At 69.0% G+C, this 17,721-nt stretch carries 9 protein-coding genes and 2 pseudogenes; 4 read left to right on the forward strand and 7 right to left on the reverse strand.

Translation table 11 applies throughout. From position 1 onward, the window contains the following. Window positions 1-12 precede the first annotated feature (12 nt). Window positions 13-5,415: a pullulanase-type alpha-1,6-glucosidase gene (gene pulA, locus AAW13_RS32705; RefSeq protein WP_046728277.1), complete on the reverse strand. Its 5,403-nt coding sequence runs from the start codon at window positions 5,413-5,415 to the stop codon at window positions 13-15. 200 nt (window positions 5,416-5,615) lie between these two features. Here pulA and AAW13_RS32710 point away from each other — a divergent pair, with 200 nt between their 5' ends. Further along, window positions 5,616-7,703 carry a carbohydrate-binding module family 20 domain-containing protein gene (locus tag AAW13_RS32710; protein ID WP_046728278.1) on the forward strand — a complete coding sequence of 696 codons (2,088 nt, stop codon included), beginning with the start codon at window positions 5,616-5,618 and terminating at the stop codon, window positions 7,701-7,703. Between the two features lie 59 nt (window positions 7,704-7,762). On the opposite strand, the pseudogene AAW13_RS32715 reads toward AAW13_RS32710, so the two are convergent. Further along, a pseudogene (locus tag AAW13_RS32715) lies at window positions 7,763-8,009 on the reverse strand (SDR family oxidoreductase); the annotation flags it as partial. A 22-nt stretch (window positions 8,010-8,031) separates the two neighbouring features. On the opposite strand from AAW13_RS32715, the pseudogene AAW13_RS32720 reads away from it, so the two are divergent. Next, window positions 8,032-8,424: pseudogene (locus AAW13_RS32720) on the forward strand (MmyB family transcriptional regulator); the annotation flags it as partial. On the opposite strand, the gene AAW13_RS32725 reads toward AAW13_RS32720, so the two are convergent. From AAW13_RS32725 to AAW13_RS32745, 5 genes are all read right to left on the reverse strand, one after another. Further along, window positions 8,400-9,773, reverse strand: coding sequence for an alpha-amylase (locus AAW13_RS32725; protein WP_206306304.1), 1,374 nt, complete (start codon window positions 9,771-9,773; stop codon window positions 8,400-8,402). The pseudogene AAW13_RS32720 and the gene AAW13_RS32725 sit on opposite strands and share 25 nt — an antisense overlap. 138 nt (window positions 9,774-9,911) lie before the next feature. Beyond that, entirely contained in the window at window positions 9,912-11,576 is a 1,665-nt protein-coding gene (locus tag AAW13_RS32730) for a glycoside hydrolase family 13 protein (RefSeq protein ID WP_046728279.1), read from the reverse strand. Window positions 11,577-11,811: 235 nt separating this feature from the next. Continuing rightward, complete coding sequence (locus tag AAW13_RS32735) at window positions 11,812-12,720, reverse strand: sugar ABC transporter permease (protein ID WP_046728280.1); 909 nt, start codon at window positions 12,718-12,720, stop codon at window positions 11,812-11,814. A gap of 13 nt (window positions 12,721-12,733) precedes the next feature. Beyond that, entirely contained in the window at window positions 12,734-13,738 is a 1,005-nt protein-coding gene (locus AAW13_RS32740; protein WP_046728281.1) for a carbohydrate ABC transporter permease, read from the reverse strand. Window positions 13,739-13,849: 111 nt separating this feature from the next. Further along, a complete protein-coding gene (locus tag AAW13_RS32745) occupies window positions 13,850-15,124 on the reverse strand; it encodes an extracellular solute-binding protein (protein ID WP_046728282.1) in 1,275 nt (424 codons plus the stop codon). Window positions 15,125-15,507: 383 nt separating this feature from the next. Here AAW13_RS32745 and AAW13_RS32750 point away from each other — a divergent pair, with 383 nt between their 5' ends. Then, window positions 15,508-16,545, forward strand: a complete 1,038-nt coding sequence (locus AAW13_RS32750; protein ID WP_046728283.1) for a LacI family DNA-binding transcriptional regulator — start codon at window positions 15,508-15,510, stop codon at window positions 16,543-16,545. A 107-nt stretch (window positions 16,546-16,652) separates the two neighbouring features. Further along, window positions 16,653-17,510, forward strand: a complete 858-nt coding sequence (locus AAW13_RS32755) for a phosphatase PAP2 family protein (RefSeq protein ID WP_046728284.1) — start codon at window positions 16,653-16,655, stop codon at window positions 17,508-17,510. The last annotated feature ends 211 nt before the right edge of the window (window positions 17,511-17,721 follow it).

Below are 17,721 nucleotides of genomic sequence, written 5' to 3' on the forward strand. Positions count from 1 at the left end.
GTAACGCCACTCTCATGTCGTCCGGGAGAACACCGCCACCGTGCGCCCCGGAACGGTGAAGGTACCTGTCTTCCGGTCGTACGAAGCGGACTTGACGACGGAGTCCGCGCCGGACGCCTGCACGGGGTGCAGCCGGTAACCGGTGCCGGTCAGTGCCGTCACCCGCTGCTCCCGCTGTCCCGGTGTCGCGTTGAACACGACGACGAGATCACCCAGTGCCATGGTGATCACCCCGGGTGTCTCGTCCTGCCCGGACAGCGGGAAGGAGAGCTTCGACTGCACCTGCCCAGCGGTGTCGAGCGAGAACACGCTCTCGGTCGTACGGATTCGCAGCAGATCCCGGTAGGCGGCCGAGGCCCCGTCGATCTGCGCGCACCCGACGCCGACCGAGCTCAGCAGGGGCTTCGCGTAAGGCCACTTGGACTCGTTGTCGGCGGCCGGCGGCAGTCCGCGCCCGAAGCCGTTGCCGTCGGCGCAGTTCCAGTGGATCGCGTTGAACCAGTCGCCGCTGTCGAAGGAGTTGCGGTCCAGGGACTTGGAGCGCAGCAGGTCCGTACCCGCCTGGGAGAGCGACGGGCCCTGGGAGAGGGTGGCCGTGGCCATCGCCAGCACCTGCATCCGGGCCCGGTCCGCCGCGCTGGTCGTGGCGGGCAGCTTGTACGTCAGCGCGTCGAACAGCGACTCGTTGTCGTGCGCGTCGACGTAGGCCAGGGCGTCGCCGGGCGCGGCCGCGTACCCGGCGGGCGAGCCGTTGTAGTCGACCTCGGCGCCGGTGACGTCCTTGCCGTCGTCGTCGGTGAACCGGTACGACGCGAGGCTGCCGGTCAGACCGACCTTGATCAGGTCCTGGTAGTGCAGCAGCCGGGCCTTCTGCTCCTCCGAAGTGCCGTTCGCCGCTGACGAGTTGGGGTCGGTGTACAGCCCGGACGCGAAGCCCTGGACGCCGGGGTCCGAGTCGAAGGGGCCCCCGCCGCGCACGGCGTCCCGGGCACGGTCGGAGAAGGTCGCGATCCCGGTGCCCGCCATGTTCCCCTGGGTGGCCTGCACGAACCGGGCGTCGTCGGCGACCTCGCCGAAGTTCCACCCCTCCCCGTACAGGATGATCTTCTTGCCGTCGACGCCGTCCTTCTTCAGGGTCAGCGCGTCGAGCGCCTTGCGGACCGCGAGGATGTTGGCCTTCGGGTGGTGGCCCATCAGGTCGAAGCGGAAGCCGTCGACCTTGTACTCCTTGGCCCAGGTGACGATCGAGTCCACCACCAGCTTGCCCATCATGGCGTTCTCGGGCGCGGTGTTGGAGCAGCAGGTGCTGTCGGCGACGCTGCCGTCGGCCAGCAGCCGCTGGTAGTAACCGGGCACGATCCGGTCGAGGACGGAGGTGTCCGCCTGCCCGGCGGCCGCCGTGTGGTTGTAGACGACGTCCATGACGACCCGCAGGCCGTCCTGGTTGAGGGACTTCACCATCTGCCGGAACTGGACCGTGCGCGCGGTGCCGTCCGGATCGGTGGCGTACGACCCCTCGGGGACCGTGAAGTGGTACGGGTCGTAGCCCCAGTTGTAGGCGTCGGTGGCGGCGGTCTTCGCCACGCACGCCTGCTGCCGGTCGGAGTCGGCCGGGTAGGAGGCGAGGTCGCAGTCCGGGGTGGCCTGGTCGGCCTTCTTCTCGGGGACGGTGGCGAAGTCGAACACCGGGAGCAGGTGGACGTACGAAGTACCGGACTTCGCCAGGGCCTTGAGGTGCCTGGTGCCGTCGCTGCCCTGGTCGGTGAAGGCCAGGTACGTGCCCCGGTGCGCGGCCGGGACCGTGGTGTCCGCCGCCGAGAAGTCCCGGACGTGCAGTTCCTGGATCTGCGCGTCCTTCAGCGGCACGGCCTTGGGTTTGGTGTACGTCGACCAGCCGCCCGGCGCGAGCGACCTGTCGTCGAGGTCGACGACCAGGCTGCGCTCGGAGTTCGCGGTGAGGGCGACCGAGTAGGGGTCGGTGACCTTGTTGGTCACGATCTTCCGGACGCTGGGCGCCCAGACCTTCACGACGTACCGGTAGGGCTTGTTCTTCCAGGACGCCGGGCCGGTGACGGACCAGACGCCGGTGACCGGGTCGCGGTGCATCGGCTTCGCCGTGCCGTCGAGTTCGAGGGCGACGGACTGCGCGGTCGGGGCCCAGACGGACAGGGTCGGCTTCCCGTGGTGGAAGACCGGGCCCAGGTCGGCCCGGGTGGCCGTCGCGTACAGGTCGTCGAGGACGCCGGCGATCTGTACGCCGGTCGCGGCCAGCACCGCCCCGTTCGCGGCCCGCTGGGAGGCGACGAGCTGCCCGCTCAGCGACGCGCGCACCCGGCCGCGGTCACGCGGGTCGACCGACCAGGCCGTGTGGTCCTTCAGATACGGGAACTTCGCCTTCTGGACGTCGGTGAGCGTGGTCCTGGTCAGCCGCAGCCAGCGCTCGTCGTCGCTGGTCAGCGTCCCGTCCTTGACGGCGATCGAACCGTCGCGGGAGGAGAGCAGCTGGGTGGAGGCGGCGCCGTCGACGCCGTCCCAGGCGACCGTGTTCCGGTCGATCCAGACCGCCTTGGAGGTGGTCAGGTCGAGCGCGGCGGCGCTGCCGGCGGGCTGCGGGAGCAGGTGTTTCTCCTGGCCGTTCAACAGCCACACCTCGTAGCCGTCGGACTTGAGGTCGAGGGACTGGTCGGCGGAGAGGTCCTTCTCGTCGCCGTTGTGGATGATGTAGCTGAGGCTGGTGGCACCCGCGGTGAGCGGTACCTCGAAGACCGCGCCATAGGAGTCAGTCTTCACCGGCTTCAGCGGGTTCGACCAGTCGGTGGGGTTCGCGGCGCCCGTCCAGACGTGCAGGCCCCAGCCGTCGTAGTTCCCTCCCCCGGAGCCTTCGGCCTGGGAGGTGCCCCCATCGCGGTGGTAGTGGATGACCGCCTTGGTGGTGTCCTGGGCGGGGTACGCGTCCGAGGGCCGCGTCGTGAGGACGTCCGTCTTCCCCTGCTCGATCCAGACCTCGCCGGTCTTGGTGACGTCGATGGAGCGGTCGGCGGAGACGTCCTTGTTCCCGTCCTTGTCGACGACGAGGAAGCCCACGTTCGAGGCGCCGGACTTCAGCTTGACGTAGGCGAAGGCACCGTAGGCGTCCCGGCCGGTGAAGGGGTGACCGGCGGGCCAGGTGGTCGCCTCGCCGTCGGCGATGTCGCCCCAGGTGTACAGGCCCCAGTCGGCGTAGTCGCCGTCGGTGCGCTTGTAGTGGACGATCGCGTAGTCGCGGGAGGAGGCGGTGGGCGTCTCCGCGGCGGGCGGGGTGCCCGAGGTGGTGGCGGCGAGGGCGCTGCTCGTGTGCCCGGCGGAGTCGGCGACGACCGCCTTGTAGCGCAGGGCGGTGCCGGCCGGGACGTCCGCGGCGATGGTCTGGGTGACCTTGTAGGGGGCGTGGTCGGCGGAGCCGAGGACGGTCCACTTCCCGTTGCCGACCTGGGCGGCGAAGACGACCCGGTTCAGCTGTCCGCCGGTGACGTCGGCGGTGAGGTCGACGGTGCCGGTGACGCCGGCGGCCGGGGCGGTGAGGGTCAGGGCGGGGGCGGTGGCGGGCTCGGCGAGACGGCCGGTGGCCTTGTACACGACGGCGGACTCGGCCGGGACGGTGACGGTGACCCGGGAGGAGCCGTCGGAGGTGACGGTGCCGTCCGTGCCGTGGAGCGCGCGGTAGCGCATGCCGGCGGAGCCGGTGGTGAAGGTCGCGGTCTTCGCCGTGCCGGCGTTGTTGAAGGCGACGACGTATTCCTGGCCGGTCCTCGCGTCCGTCCGGGTGAACGCGTAGATCCCGGCGCCGTCGGCCGCGTAGCGTTCGGTCTGGACGCCGTCGGCGAGGGCGGGGTTGGCCGCGCGCAGCTTGGAGAGAGCGCTGATCTGCTGGTAGAGCGGCGCGCTCGTGTCGTAGGAGTCGTCGGCGGCGGTGCGGTCGGTGCCGATCTCGTCGTCGTCCAGGTAGTCGGCGACCTTCGAGGCGAACATCGTCTGCCGGGCGTCCTTGTCGCCGCCTGATCCGGTGAAGCCCTGTTCGTCGCCGTAGTAGACGACGGGGTTGCCCCGGCTGAGGAACATCACCTCGTTGGCGAGCCGGTCCTTGGCGAGCAGTTCGGCGTCGGTCGCCTTCGGGTTGTCCTGTTCCAGGAAGTACCCGATGCGGCCCATGTCGTGGTTGCCGAGGAAGGTGACCTGTTCGTAGGCGTTGGCCTTGTCGGTCGTGTACTTGTAGTCGTCGCCGAAGACGCTCGCCAGCTTCTGTGCGCTGCCGCCCTGCGAGGCGTAGGAGCGGGCCGCGTCCTGGAACGGGAAGTCGAGGGTCGCGTCGAGCCGCCCCTGGGTGACGTACGGGGAGGTGACGGACGTGTCGGCGGAGTACGTCTCGCCGAACATGAAGAAGTTCTCACGGCCGTGCCGCGCCGCGTACTCGTCCAGCGCGGTCGCCCACTGGGTCCAGAACTCCATGTCGACGTTCTTGACGGTGTCGATCCGGAAGCCGTCGATGGCGAAGTCCTTCACCCACCGTTCGTAGATCTTCTCCATCCCGCTGACGACCTCGGGCCGTTCGGTCCACAGGTCGTCCAGGCCGGAGAAGTCGCCGTAGGTCGCGGACTCGCCGGCGAACGTCGAGTCGCCCCGGTTGTGGTACATCGTCGGGTCGTTGAGCCACGACGGCACCTTGCTGTCGCTGGTGACGGTCGGCGTCCGCGGGAAGGAGGCGCCGGAGACGGCCGGGAACCGCTTCTTCCCGTCCGCGTAGTCGGCGTCGTCGAAGGGCCGCCCGTCCTTGGTCAGGTAGGGGAAGGCGCCTCTGGACAGGTAGTCGTACGACTTCTCCTCGTAGTCGACGACGTCGGCGGTGTGGTTGGTGATGACGTCGAAGAAGACCTTCATCCCCTTGGCGTGCGCCTTCGAGATGAGCGTCGACAGGTCCTTGTTCGTCCCGAAGTGCGGGTCGACCTGGGTGAAGTCGGTGATCCAGTAACCGTGGTAGCCGGCGGAGGCGTTGCTCCCCGTCCCCTGCACGGGCCTGTTCTTGAAGATCGGCGCCATCCAGATGGCGGTGGTGCCGAGTCCCTTGATGTAGTCGAGCCGCTGGGTCAGCCCCTTGAGGTCGCCGCCCTGGTAGAAGCCCTTGTCGGTGGGGTCGTAGCCGGTGGAGAGCCGGGAGCCGGTCAGGCCGCCCTTGTCGTTGCTCCTGTCCCCGTTGGCGAAACGGTCCGGCATGACGAAGTAGAACTGCTCGCGGGTGTCGTCGTGCCGGGCGGGCTCGGCGGCGAGCCTCGCGTCGGAGGGCGGCGCGGGCGGGGTGTCGGCATGTGCGGCGACTGGCTGCACCAGCGCGACGGCGAGGGCGGCGACGGCGGCGGCCGCGACCCGTCTGAGATGTATCACCGGTGTGAACTCCTAGCGACAGCGGCTCATGTGGATCCGTGCTGGGTCCGACCCCGCGCGACCGTATCGCTAACGAAAGGTTTACAGCAAGAGGCTTGAAACTCACAGCAAGAACTTTCACCGACCGTATTGACGCGATGTCTCAACTACCGCACTCTCCAGGGTTGTTGAACGCTGTCCCTCTCGTTTCGGAGCCGCACATGACCAGACACCGACCCCCGGGTGTCTTCCGGCGCACCGCCGGCGCCGTCGCCGCGGGCGCCCTGGCACTGGCAGGCGTCATCGCCCTGCCGGCCACCACCGCGCAGGCTGACACCACCGCCAAGGGCGACGTGATCGCCAACCTCTGGGAATGGAACTGGAACTCGATCGCGTCCGAGTGCACCAACGTGCTCGGTCCGGCCGGGTACGGCGCGGTGCAGGTCGCGCCGCCCTCCGAGTCCCTCAAGCAGTCCAGCTACTACTGGTGGGACGTCTACCAGCCCTACTCGTACACCCTGAACAGCCGTTTCGGCACGGCGACGCAGTTCGCGTCGATGGTCTCCGCCTGTCACACGGCGGGCGTGAAGGTCTACACCGACGCGGTCATCAACCACACGGCCGCCCAGACCGGCACCGGCTACGACGGCACCACGATCACCAACAAGTACGACACCCCGGACTGGGACCCCGCCGACTACCACACCTCCGCGGACTGCCCCACGTCCGACCTGACCATCCAGGACTACTCGAACCTCACCCAGGTCCAGAACTGCGAACTGCTGGGCCTGCCCGACCTCAAGACCAGCGCCGACAACGTCCGTTCGGGCCTCGCGGCCTTCCTCAACAAGCAGATCGCGCTGGGCGTCGACGGCTTCCGGGTGGACTCCGCCAAGCACATCCCGGCCACCGACATGGCGGCCATCGTCGCCAAACTGAACACCACGACCTCCGGCGCGGCGCCCTACGTCTTCGACGAGGTCTACCCGGGTTCCACCCCGCAGCCGAGCGACTACTACAGCTCCGGTGACGTCCTGGACTTCACGTACGCGAGCAAGATGAAGTCGGCGTTCCAGGGCAACGTGAGCGACCTGTCGTCCCTGGAGAGCAGCGGCATCCTGCCCGCCGCCAACTCGGTGTCCTTCGTGACGAACCACGACACCGAGCGCAACGGCCTGCACATGAGCTACAAGGACGGCGACAGCTACAAGCTCGCCAACCTCTTCGAGCTCGCCTACAAGTGGTCGACGCCGACCATCTACTCCAGCTGGCAGTGGACGCAGAGCGACCAGGCACCGCCGAACTCCGCGGGCTTCGTCACCGACACGGACTGCTCCAGCGGCTGGAACTGCCTCGACCGGGACACCGCCGTCGTCGGCATGGTGGCCTGGCACAACGCGGCCGGCAGCGCCGCCGTGTCCGACTGGTCGACCAAGTCGTCCTCCGTCATCGGCTTCGGCCGCAGCGGCGCCGGCTTCTTCGCCGTCAACAACGGCTCGTCGTCGGCCACCTACACCTTCGCGACCGGCATGGCCGACGGCACGTACTCCAACGTGATCGACGGCGGCGACAGCACGGTCACCGTCTCCGGCGGCAACGCGAGCATCACGATCCCCGCGAAGGACGCCGTCGCCTTCTACAACTCCTCCTACACCTGCACGGTCGGCTGCGACGACGGCGGCAGCGGTGGCGGCAGCGGTGGCGGTGGCTCGACCTCCACGGTGACCGCGACCTTCAACGAGTACGCGGCCACCACGAGCGGCACCGACGTCTACGTGGTCGGCTCCGTCGACGCCCTGGGCGCCTGGGACACCTCGAAGGCGGTCAAGCTCTCGTCCACCGGGTACCCGATCTGGTCGGGCGCGGTGAACGTGCCGATCAACACGTCCTTCACGTACAAATACATAAAGAAGGACAGCTCAGGCAACGTGACCTGGGAGTCCAACGCCAACAGATCGGCGGCCACCACCACTTCGGCGCTCTCCCTCAACAACGCCTGGAACGTGGCGAACGCCGACGCCACCGACGTCACCTTCAACGAGTACGCCACCACCACCTACGGCACCAACGTCTACGTCGTCGGCTCCCTCGCCTCCCTCGGCTCCTGGAACACCGGCGACGCGATCCCGCTCTCCTCGGAGTCCTACCCGACGTGGAGCAAGCTGGTGATCGTCCCGAAGAGCACGACGTTCACGTACAAGTACATCAAGAAGGACTCCTCCGGGACCGTGACCTGGGAGTCGGGCACCAACCGGTCGTACACGACCGGCACCTCGTCGGGCTACACGGCCAGTGACACCTGGAAGTAGCACTCCGGCCGACCGATGAGCGGGCCGCCACCGGGCACTTCTCCCCCGGTGGCGGCTTCTCACGCGCCCGCTCCGCCGTCCACCTGGAGGATCACGCCGGTCACGAAGGAGGCTCGGTCGCTCAGGAGCCAGGCGGCCGCCTCGGCGATCTCGGCGGAATCGGCCATGCGGCCCAGGGGGCTGGTGGCCTCGATACGGTCGATGACGCCGGGTGTGGCCGCGTCCGTACACGGGCGGCACGGGGTTGGCACGCAGGCTGCCGGCGGAGGAGTTGTTGACGATGGCGCCGGTGCCCGCGGTGGCCCTCGGCCCGCGCCTGAAGGGCAGCGGGCCGTACGAGGGCGACAGGTTGTACGGGGTGTCGGACGTCGACGCCTTCGCGCGGCTCTCGGCACGGCGCCTGCGGGCCACCGCCGCCCGCTGTCCCGACGCCCCCGAGGTGACCGGACTGGTGGCCGAACTCCTCGCCGGGAGCGAGGAGTTCAGGCGGCTGTGGGAGTCCCTCGACGTGTCCGACGAGCCCACCCCGGTCAAGGCCTTCCGGCACCCGGTGGTGGGCCCGGTCACCGTCGACTGTGACGCGCCGGACATCACCGACCGGGACCAGCAGGTCGTGATCTACACCGCCACCCCGGGCTCACGCTCCGAGGAGGCACTGCGGCTGCTGCCGGTGACAGGGACGCGGCGGACGGACGATCAGCAGGTGGACTTCCCGGCGTAGACCGCCAGCGCGGTGTTCGAGGCCAGGGTGGCGGTGAACTGTCCGGCACTGTTCACGGTCACGCTCGTGTTGTTCTGCACGTTGCAGTACGTCCCCGCCGGCAGCGACGTCTGGTAGGTCCGGGTCAGCGGGCCCGACTCGTGGTTGATGGCGACGTAGCCCTTCGCGCCCCGGCCGAAGGCGATCGCGTCGGCGCCGTCGTCCCACCAGTTCGTGACCGCCTCGCCGCGCACCGCGTTGCGGAAGGCGACCATGCGGATGATCTCCGGCCAGGCGTGCTGGCACTTCCAGCCGTCCTGCCAGCAGGCGTTCACCACGCCGTTGTTCGGCGGGCCCGCGTCGGCGTCCGACCACTCGTAGCCGGAGTTGATGTCCGGGGCGCCGTAGGGGTAGGCGAGCATGAAGACGTTGGCCAGGGTGTAGTCGGCGCCGTCCTTGTAGTTCAGCGTGGAGCCGTTGCGCTCGGTGTCGTGGTTGTCGACGAAGACCCCGGCGACCGAGCTGCTCATGTACCCCCAGCCCTCGCCGTAGTTCTTCAGGTAGGCGAGGTTCTCGTCGTTGAAGACGCGCTTGAGGTCGTAGGCGTACCGGAACTCCTGGACGTCCCCGTTCCCGGTGTACTCGGTGGGCTGGACGGCCTCTCCGGAGCCGTAGATGACCTCCTGCTTCCAGTACACGGACGGGTTGGTCAGCCGGGTCCTGATGTTGGCGAGGTCCTCGGCCGGGATGTGCTTGGCCGCGTCGATGCGGAAGCCGTCCGCGCCGAGGCTCAGCAGGTCGTTCATGTAGCCGGCGATGGTCTTGCGGACGTACTCCTCGCCGGTGTCCAGGTCGGCCAGGCCGACGAGTTCGCAGTGCTGGACGTTCCAGCGGTCGGCGTAGTTCGAGACGAGTGAGGTGCAGTCGTCGAAGTCGTACGAGGAGTACAGGCCGGGATAGTCGTACTTCGTGTACGAGGAGCCGCCGGTGCCGGTGCCGCTGCCCGCCGACATGTGGTTGATGACGGTGTCGACGACCACCTTCACACCGGCCGCGTGGCAGGTGTTCACCATGTTCTGGAAGGACGCGCGGTCGCCGAGTCTGCCCGCGATCTTGTACGACACCGGTTGGTACGACGTCCACCACTGCGAGCCCTGTATGTGCTCGGCGGGCGGGGAGACCTGGACGTATCCGTAGCCGGCGGGGCCGAGGGTACTGGTGCACTCCTTGGCGACCGAGCCGTAGTTCCACTCGAAGAGGACGGCGGTGACGTCCTTGGCGCCGGGCGGGGAGGCCGATGCCACGGACGGGGTCATGACAACGCTACAGGCGGCCAGCGCCAGAGCGGCGGAGAGGGTCTTACGTGCCATGTGGGGTTCCTTCACCATTGAAGGCTCTTGCTGAAACCTTGCTGAAACCTTGCGGTTGCGCAGATGCTAAGGGCCCGCCACCCAGTTGGGTAGCGGGCCCTGTGAAGTTGCTGCAACAAATTACTCTGTGACGGCCCGTCAGGCGGTCGTCCACCACACGGTCGTGTCGGCCGGCAGCTTCGCCTCGCCGTCCGCCTCCGTCAGCTCACCGCTGGCGAGCAGCACCCTGCCGTACGCCGGAGTGGTGACGGACTCCCCGGTCGTGTTCGCGACGCAGACGAACTCGCCGCGCCGGAACGCGAGTACGCCCTCGGGGGCCCGCAGCCACTCCACCCCGTCGCCCGCACCCAGGTCGGGCTGGGCCCGGCGGACGGCCAGCGCGGCGCGGTACAGCTCCAGCGTCGAACCGGCCACCCCCGTCTGCGCCTCCACGCTCAGCTCGCCCCAGCTCGCGGGCTGCGGAAGCCAGCTGCCGCCCGATCCGAAGCCGTACGACGACCCGTCCCGCGTCCACGGGATCGGCACCCGGCAGCCGTCCCGGAAGCCGTCCTGGCCCGCGCCCCGGAAGTACGCGGGGTCCTGGCGCACCTCGTCGGGGAGGTCCACGACGTCCGGCAGGCCGAGCTCCTCGCCCTGGTAGACGTACGCCGAACCGGGCAGCGCGAGCATCAGCAGGGTGGCCGCCCGCGCCCGGCGCAGCCCCAGTTCCCGGTCGCCGGCCAGCCTGATCTGGGTGCCCAGTCCCGGCGGGTTGGCGAAGCGGGTGGCGTGCCGGGTGACGTCGTGGTTGGAGAGCACCCAGGTGGCGGGGGCGCCGACCGGGCGCATCGCCTCCAGGGTGCGGTCGATGACCCCGCGGAGCTCGGCGGCGTCCCACTCCGTGCTCAGGTACTGGAAGTTGAAGGCCTGGTGGAGCTCGTCCGGGCGGACGTAGTTGGCGGTGCGCTCGACGGTCGGGGTCCAGGCCTCGGCGACGAAGATCCGCTCACCCGCGTACTCGTCGAGGACGTGGCGCCACTGGCGGTAGACGTCGTGCACGCCGTCCTGGTCGAAGAACGGCATGACATCGTTGCCCAGCAGCTTGAGCTGGTCGGCGCCGCCGAGGTCCGGCAGCCCCTCCGCCTTCACCAGACCGTGGGCCACGTCGATCCGGAAACCGTCCACACCCATGTCCAGCCAGAAACGCAGGATGGAGCGGAACTCGTCGCCGACGGCCGGGTGTTCCCAGTTGAAGTCGGGCTGCTCGGGGGCGAAGAGGTGCAGGTACCACTCGCCGTCCGCGACCCGCGTCCACGCCGGGCCGCCGAAGATGGACTCCCAGTCGTTGGGGGGCAGTTCGCCGTGCTCGCCCTTGCCCGGACGGAAGTGGTAGCGGTCCCGGGAGGGCGAGCCGGGGCCTTCCGCCAGCGCCCGCTTGAACCACTCGTGCTGGTCGGAGGAGTGGTTGGGCACCAGGTCGACGATGATCCGCAGGCCCAGCCCGTGGGCGTCCCGGATCAGCGCGTCCGCGTCCAGCAGGTTGCCGAACATCGGGTCCACGGCACGGTAGTCGGCGACGTCGTAACCGGCGTCGGCCTGCGGCGAGGCGTAGAACGGGCTGAGCCACACCGCGTCGACGCCGAGGTCACGCAGGTAGGGCAGTCTGGAACGTACGCCTTCCAGGTCCCCCATCCCGTCGCCGTTGCTGTCGGCGAAGCTGCGCGGGTAGACCTGGTAGATCACCGCGTCCCGCCACCAGTCACGGTGTCGGGCGATGGTGGCGGTGGCCGGGGCCGGGTCGGCGGCGGAGTGCTGCTGGCTCATGGCGTCCTTGATGCGTCGTAAGGGGGTCATCAGGTCAGAGGTGGGTGTGGTGTTGAGGCGGCCGTGGTCACAGCGGGGTCGGATGGGGACCACGGCCGCCTTCCCGCGCCCTGGGGGCAGCGCCCCGAAGGGGCGCGGGGCTCTATCGATTTGCGGCTACCGCCGCGTGGGCGCGACCAGCCACCGCGGCGCCGCAGACGAACGACGGCCGAGGCGGCTTCTCCGGCGACCGGCGTTACCCCTTGGTACCGCCGGCGGTCAGCCCGGTCACCAGGTTCCGCTGCACGAGGTAGAAGAACACGGCCACCGGTATCGCGATCAGCACCGCCGTAGCGGTCATCAGGTTCCGCTGCGCGTCGTGCTCGCTGCCGAAGCTCTGGAGCCCCACCGCGAACGTGTACTTGTCGTCGCTCAGCATGAACGTGGAGGCGAAGGCGACCTCGCCGAACGCGGTGAGGAAGTTGTAGAACGCGGCGACCGCGAGGCCGGGCTTGGCCAGCGGCAGGATCAGCCGGGCGAAGGTGCCGAAGGGGCTGAGCCCGTCGACCCGGCCGGCCTCGTCTATCTCGAAGGGGATCGTGTCGAAGTAGCCCTTGAGCAGCCACGCCGTGTAGGGGACGACGGTGGTGCAGTAGACGAGGATCAGGCCGAGGTAGCTGTCGATGAGGCCGAGGTTCGACAGGATCTGGTACATCGGCACGATCAGGACGGCGATCGGGAACATCTGGGTGACCAGCAGCAGCCACATGAACTTCCGGTAGCCGGGGAAGCGCATCCGGGAGACCGCGTAGCCGGTGGTCGAGGCGAGGACAAGACCGATGACCGTGGTGCCGCCGACGACGATCATCGTCGTCTTGAACCAGTTCCAGAAGCCGGTGTGCTGGAGGACGAAGGAGTAGTTGCTCAGCGTCATCTTGTGCCAGATGCCGCTCGGGTGCAGGTAGTCGTCCTTGTCCGGGCCGAGGGACAGGAAGATCAGCCAGCCGACCGGGAAGAACGCGATCAGGCTCGCGACACCCAGCACGCCGTGGGTGACGGCGGTACCGAGCGGGCCGCGTTCGCCGCGGCCGCGGATGCGGCGGGTGCTGGTCACGGGGGTCTCCTCGGCGACCTGGGCGGAGGTCTCGACGGTGGTCGTGCTCATGGGAACTCCTGCCTCAGATCGCGAGCTGCTGGTCGTTGCGGTTGAGCCAGCGGCGGTAGAAGGAGGTGAAGACGATCAGGACGGCCAGCAGCAGCATGCCGTAGGCGGCGGACTGGGCGAAGTCACGCGGCTGCTGTCCGAAGCCGAGGAAGTAGGCCCAGGTGACCAGGATCTGGGCGTCGGGCGCGGTGTTGCCGAACAGCAGGAAGATGACGGCGAACTGGTTGAACGTCCAGATGATGCCGAGCAGGACGACCGTGGAGCTGACGGACCGCAGGCCCGGCAGGGTGACGTACCGGAAGCGCTGCCAGGCGCTCGCGCCGTCCATCTCGGCGGCCTCGTACAGCGTGCCGTCGATGGCCTGGAGGCCGCCGAGCAGCGAGAGCATCATGAACGGCACACCGCACCAGGTGTTGACGAGGATCGCCGCGGTCCGCTGCCAGAAGGTGTCCTCCAGCCAGTCCGGTTGCGGCAGATGGAGGAAGTGCAGGGCGCTGTTGATGATGCCGCCGTCGGCGAGCATGAACCGCCAGCCGAAGACGGTGACGAAGGTGGGGACCGCCCAGGGCAGCACCAGGACCATGCGGTAGAGGGTGCGGCCGCGGAACTTCTCGTTGAGCAGCAGGGCGAGGCCGAGGCCGATCGTGTAGTGCAGGGCCACGCAGAGCGCGGTCCACACGATCGTCCACAGGAAGTGGGACCAGAAGCGGTCGTAGGACGTCGGGCCGAACAGGATGTCCTTGTAGTTGTCCAGGCCGATGAACTTGTAGGTGGCGTCGATGTGGTTGACGCCGATGGTGCGCGCGGTGTTCAGGCTGTTGGCGTCCGTCAGCGTCAGGTAGAAGCCGTACACCAACGGGTAGATGACGAGCGCCCCGAGGACGACGGCCACGGGGGCGATCATCGCGTAGGCGTACCAGTATTTCTGGTAGCCGTTCCTGATCCGCTGGCCCAGCCCGGGGCGGGGCGCGCGGTCACCGTGGCGTTTGCCGGTCGCGCGGTCGATGGCGACTGTCATGGTTCGACACCTTCTGGAAAATCCGGGATGGGCGGGCTGGGCGGCCTGGGCACAGGCCGGCGGCCGCCGGAGCACTCCCCCTGAACAGGGCGCTCCGGCGGCCACGCGGGCCTACTTGCTGAAGTCGGGGACGAGCTTCTCGATCCCGAGTTCGGCGTTGCCCAGGCCCTTGTCCAGGGACTCCTTGCCGCCGGCGACCTTGGTCAGCTCGGTGCCGACCGGGCCCCACAGGGAGGAGTACTCGGCGAGCGCCGGGCGCGGCTGGGCGGAGGGGAGGACGGCCTGGTAGCCGGCGATGCCCGGGTCGGCCTTGACCGTGGCGGTGTAGGCGTCGGAGCGGGTCGGCAGGGTGGAGTTCTTCAGGGCGATCTCCGTCTGGGACTTCGCGGAGGTCATGAAGGCGACGAACTTCTCGGCGGCTTCCTGGTGGGCCTTGTCCGAGCCGGCGTAGACGGAGAGGTTGTGGCCGCCGGTCGGGGCGCCCGCCTTGCCGGTGGAGCCGGCCGGGACAGTGGCGATGCCGAGGTTGGACTTGTCGCTGAACGCGGAGCCCTTGTAGAAGTTGGTGATCTCCCAGGGGCCCTCGATGGTCATGGCGACCTTGCCGTTGACGAAGGCGTCCTGGCGGTGGGCGTAGGCGTCGGCGGTGGTGTCCGCCTTGTGCAGGCCCTTGCCGGAGTAGAGGTCCAGCCAGGTCTGGTAGCCCTTCTTGGCCGCCGCCGAGGTGATGGTGATCTTCTTGGCGGAGGCGTCGACCATGTCGGTGCCCTCGCCGTACAGGAAGGGCTGCGTGTAGTAGGCGGCCTCGGGACCCCAGTAGCCGGTGGTCTTGGCCTTGTCCTGGATCTTGGCGGCGTCGGCCTTGACCTCGTCCCAGGTCTTGGGGGCCTCGGTGATGCCGGCCTTCTTCAGCAGCGCCTTGTTGTAGACGAGCGCGAGGGTGTCGGTGACCAGCGGCACGCCGTAGGTCTTGCCCTCGTACTGGGCCTGGGTGATCAGGCTGGACTGGAACTTGTCCTTGTCGGCGAGGGCGGCGGTGCCGTCGAGCGGCACGAAGTAGCCGGCCTTGGCGAAGGCGGGGGTCCAGCCGACCTCGGAGCGCAGCACGTCGGGGGCGCCCTTGCCGGACTGGGCGGCCGTGTCGAACTTGTTCTGCGCCTGGTCGAACTGGACGTTGACGTACTTGACCTTGATGTTCTTGTCGGCGGCCTCGAACTGCTTGATCAAGGCCTGGTACGTCGGTGCCTCATTGGTGGCGTTGGAGGTGTCCCACCAGGTGATGGTGACCGGCCCGTCCGACTTGCTGTCGTTCCCGCTCCCGCCGCACGCCGTCGCCGTGAGGGCGAGGGACGCCACCAGCGCGGAGGCCGCTATGCCACGCCGCATGAGTTCTCCTTGAGGGTTAAGCCCGTGTGATGCGGGGGCGGTCCCGTCCACCGTCCCGCTGTCGTGCCGACTGCGCCGTTGCTGCGGCGGCCGGGCGTCAGGGAACGTAACAGCGATGCAACCCTTGCGAAAGACCTTGCAGAAAAAAAGTGCAAGAGATCTCCGAAGTTATCCGGGCGTGACCTGTCGGCGACCGCCGTGAGACGCTTGTTTACGGCGGTGGAGCGGTACGGGGGCGACTTGTGCAAGACTCTGCAAGCTCTTGCCGTCACGTTTCATGAGGGAGTGCGATGACGCAGCAGCCCGCCCCGGGCCGCCCCCCAGGCCGCATCAGGCGCCCGATCGGTGTGCAAGGGGACATACGGCCGGTACAGTCCAGTGCCGTGACCACACGGCTTGCCGACATCGCAGCGCAGGCGGGGGTGAGCGAGGCGACGGTGAGCCGGGTCCTGAACGGGAAGCCGGGCGTCGCCGCCACCACCCGCCAGTCCGTGCTCGCCGCCCTGGACGTCCTCGGCTACGAGCGTCCGGTACGGCTGCGGCAGCGCAGCGAGGGGCTGGTGGGCCTCATCACCCCCGAGCTCGAGAACCCGATATTCCCGGCCCTGGCCCAGGTCATCGGGCAGGCGCTGACCCGGCAGGGCTACACCCCCGTGCTCGCCACCCAGACCCCGGGCGGGTCCACGGAGGACGAGCTGACCGAGATGCTGGTGGACCGCGGGGTCGCCGGCATCATCTACGTCTCCGGGCTGCACGCGGACACCACGGCCGACATGCAGCGCTACGAGCGGCTGCGGGCGCAGGGCGTGCCGTACGTCCTGGTGGACGGCTTCTCGCCGAAGGTGCAGGCGCCGTTCATCTCCCCCGACGACCGGGCCGCGATGACGCTCGCCGTCACCCACCTCGTCTCCCTGGGCCACACCCGGATCGGCCTCGCCCTCGGGCCCAAGCGGTTCGTGCCCGTGCAGCGCAAGATCGAGGGCTTCGTGCGGGCGGTGCAGGACCAGTTGGGGCTGGGCGCGGAGACCGTCGAGACGGAGCTCGTGCAGCACTCGCTGTACACCCTGGAGGGCGGCCAGGCGGCGGCGACGGCGCTCATCGAGCGCGACTGCACGGCGATCGTCTGCGCCAGCGACATGATGGCGCTGGGCGCGATACGGGCGGTCCGGCAGCGCGGCCTCGACGTCCCCCGGGACGTGTCCGTCGTCGGCTTCGACGACTCCCCGCTGATCGCGTTCACCGACCCGCCCCTCACCACCATCCGCAAGCCGGTGCCGGCGATGGGACAGGCGGCGGTGCGCACGCTGCTGGAGGAGATCGGCGGTACGCCCGCACCGCACAGCGAGTTCGTCTTCATGCCGGAACTGGTGGTGCGCGGTTCCACGGCGTCGGCCCCCGGGGAGCGCGTCAGCCGGGGCTGACCGTGGCCTGATACCCCCGCAGTAGTCGTCACGCCGTAGAACATGCGTGGTCGGTCCAACCTTGGGATGATCTGTCGAAGACGTCTTTTCTGGCAGACTCTGTGTCTATGAGTGACTCGACCGTGACAGAGCCGGAAGGTCGCGAACAACAGACCCTTCCGCGGACCGTCACGGGCGAGAGAGGACCGGGATTCCTCGGCAGGCTGCGCACCCCGCGGCGGCCCCGGCTCTGGTTCGAGATCCTGCTGATCGCGGTGAGTTACTGGACCTACTCGCTGATCCGCAACGCGGTCCCCGAGCAGAAGGCACAGGCGCTGCGCAACGCGGACTGGATCTGGCGGGCCGAGGGGCACCTGGGGATCGCCGTCGAGGAGTCGGTCAACCACGCCGTGAACTCGGTGACTTGGCTGATCATCGGCATGAACTACTACTACGCGACGCTGCACTTCGTGGTGACGCTGGGTGTGCTGGTGTGGCTCTACCGCAGCCATCCGGGCCGCTACGCCGCGGCCCGCCTCGCCCTCTTCGCGACGACGGGCGTGGCCCTGCTCGGCTACTACCTGTTCCCGCTCGCCCCGCCCCGTCTGATGAACGGCGGCCGCTTCGTGGACACCGTGACGGTCCACCACACCTGGGGTTCGATGGCCTCGGGCGACCTGAAGCACATGTCGAACCAGTACGCCGCGATGCCGTCCATGCACATCGGCTGGTCCCTGTGGTGCGGCCTGACGGTCTTCGCCCTGGCCTCGGTCCCCTGGGTGCGGCTCCTGGGCCTGCTGTACCCGGCGGCGACCCTGCTGGTGATCGTCTCCACGGCCAACCACTTCTGGCTGGACGCGGTGGGCGGAGCCCTCTGCCTGACCTTCGGCTTCACGGTGGCCCGCCTGTGGTACGGCGCCCTCCCCTACACCCTGCCCCGCCAACCGACACCCCGGCCCCTGCCACACAGCCCTGCGAACAGCTGAACCGACCCCCACGGAGACCGGCCGGTCCAAGCACGACCTCGGCTGCGGCCGGCCGCCCCCCGGGAGCCCGGCCCGCCCGGCACCGCCGGCCACCGCCACCGTGGCTGAGCGCCGTCGCGGCGGAAGAAGAAAGAGACCGGCCGGTCCAAGCACGACCTCGGCTGCGGCCGGCCGGCCCGCGGGAGCCCGGCCCGCCCGGCACCGCCGACCA

This window comes from Streptomyces humi (assembly GCF_001005085.2).
Lineage (GTDB): Bacteria > Actinomycetota > Actinomycetes > Streptomycetales > Streptomycetaceae > Streptomyces > Streptomyces humi.

Excerpts from the sequence above, each read along its gene's own strand:
- AAW13_RS32710 (WP_046728278.1), top strand. The coding sequence starts at position 5,616 with ATGACCAGACACCGACCCCCGGGTGTCTTCCGGCGCACCGCCGGCGCC.
- AAW13_RS32725 (WP_206306304.1), bottom strand. The coding sequence starts at position 9,773 with ATGGCACGTAAGACCCTCTCCGCCGCTCTGGCGCTGGCCGCCTGTAGC.
- AAW13_RS32730 (WP_046728279.1), bottom strand. The coding sequence starts at position 11,576 with ATGAGCCAGCAGCACTCCGCCGCCGACCCGGCCCCGGCCACCGCCACC.
- AAW13_RS32735 (WP_046728280.1), bottom strand. The coding sequence starts at position 12,720 with ATGAGCACGACCACCGTCGAGACCTCCGCCCAGGTCGCCGAGGAGACC.
- AAW13_RS32740 (WP_046728281.1), bottom strand. The coding sequence starts at position 13,738 with ATGACAGTCGCCATCGACCGCGCGACCGGCAAACGCCACGGTGACCGC.
- AAW13_RS32745 (WP_046728282.1), bottom strand. The coding sequence starts at position 15,124 with ATGCGGCGTGGCATAGCGGCCTCCGCGCTGGTGGCGTCCCTCGCCCTC.
- AAW13_RS32755 (WP_046728284.1), top strand. The coding sequence starts at position 16,653 with ATGAGTGACTCGACCGTGACAGAGCCGGAAGGTCGCGAACAACAGACC.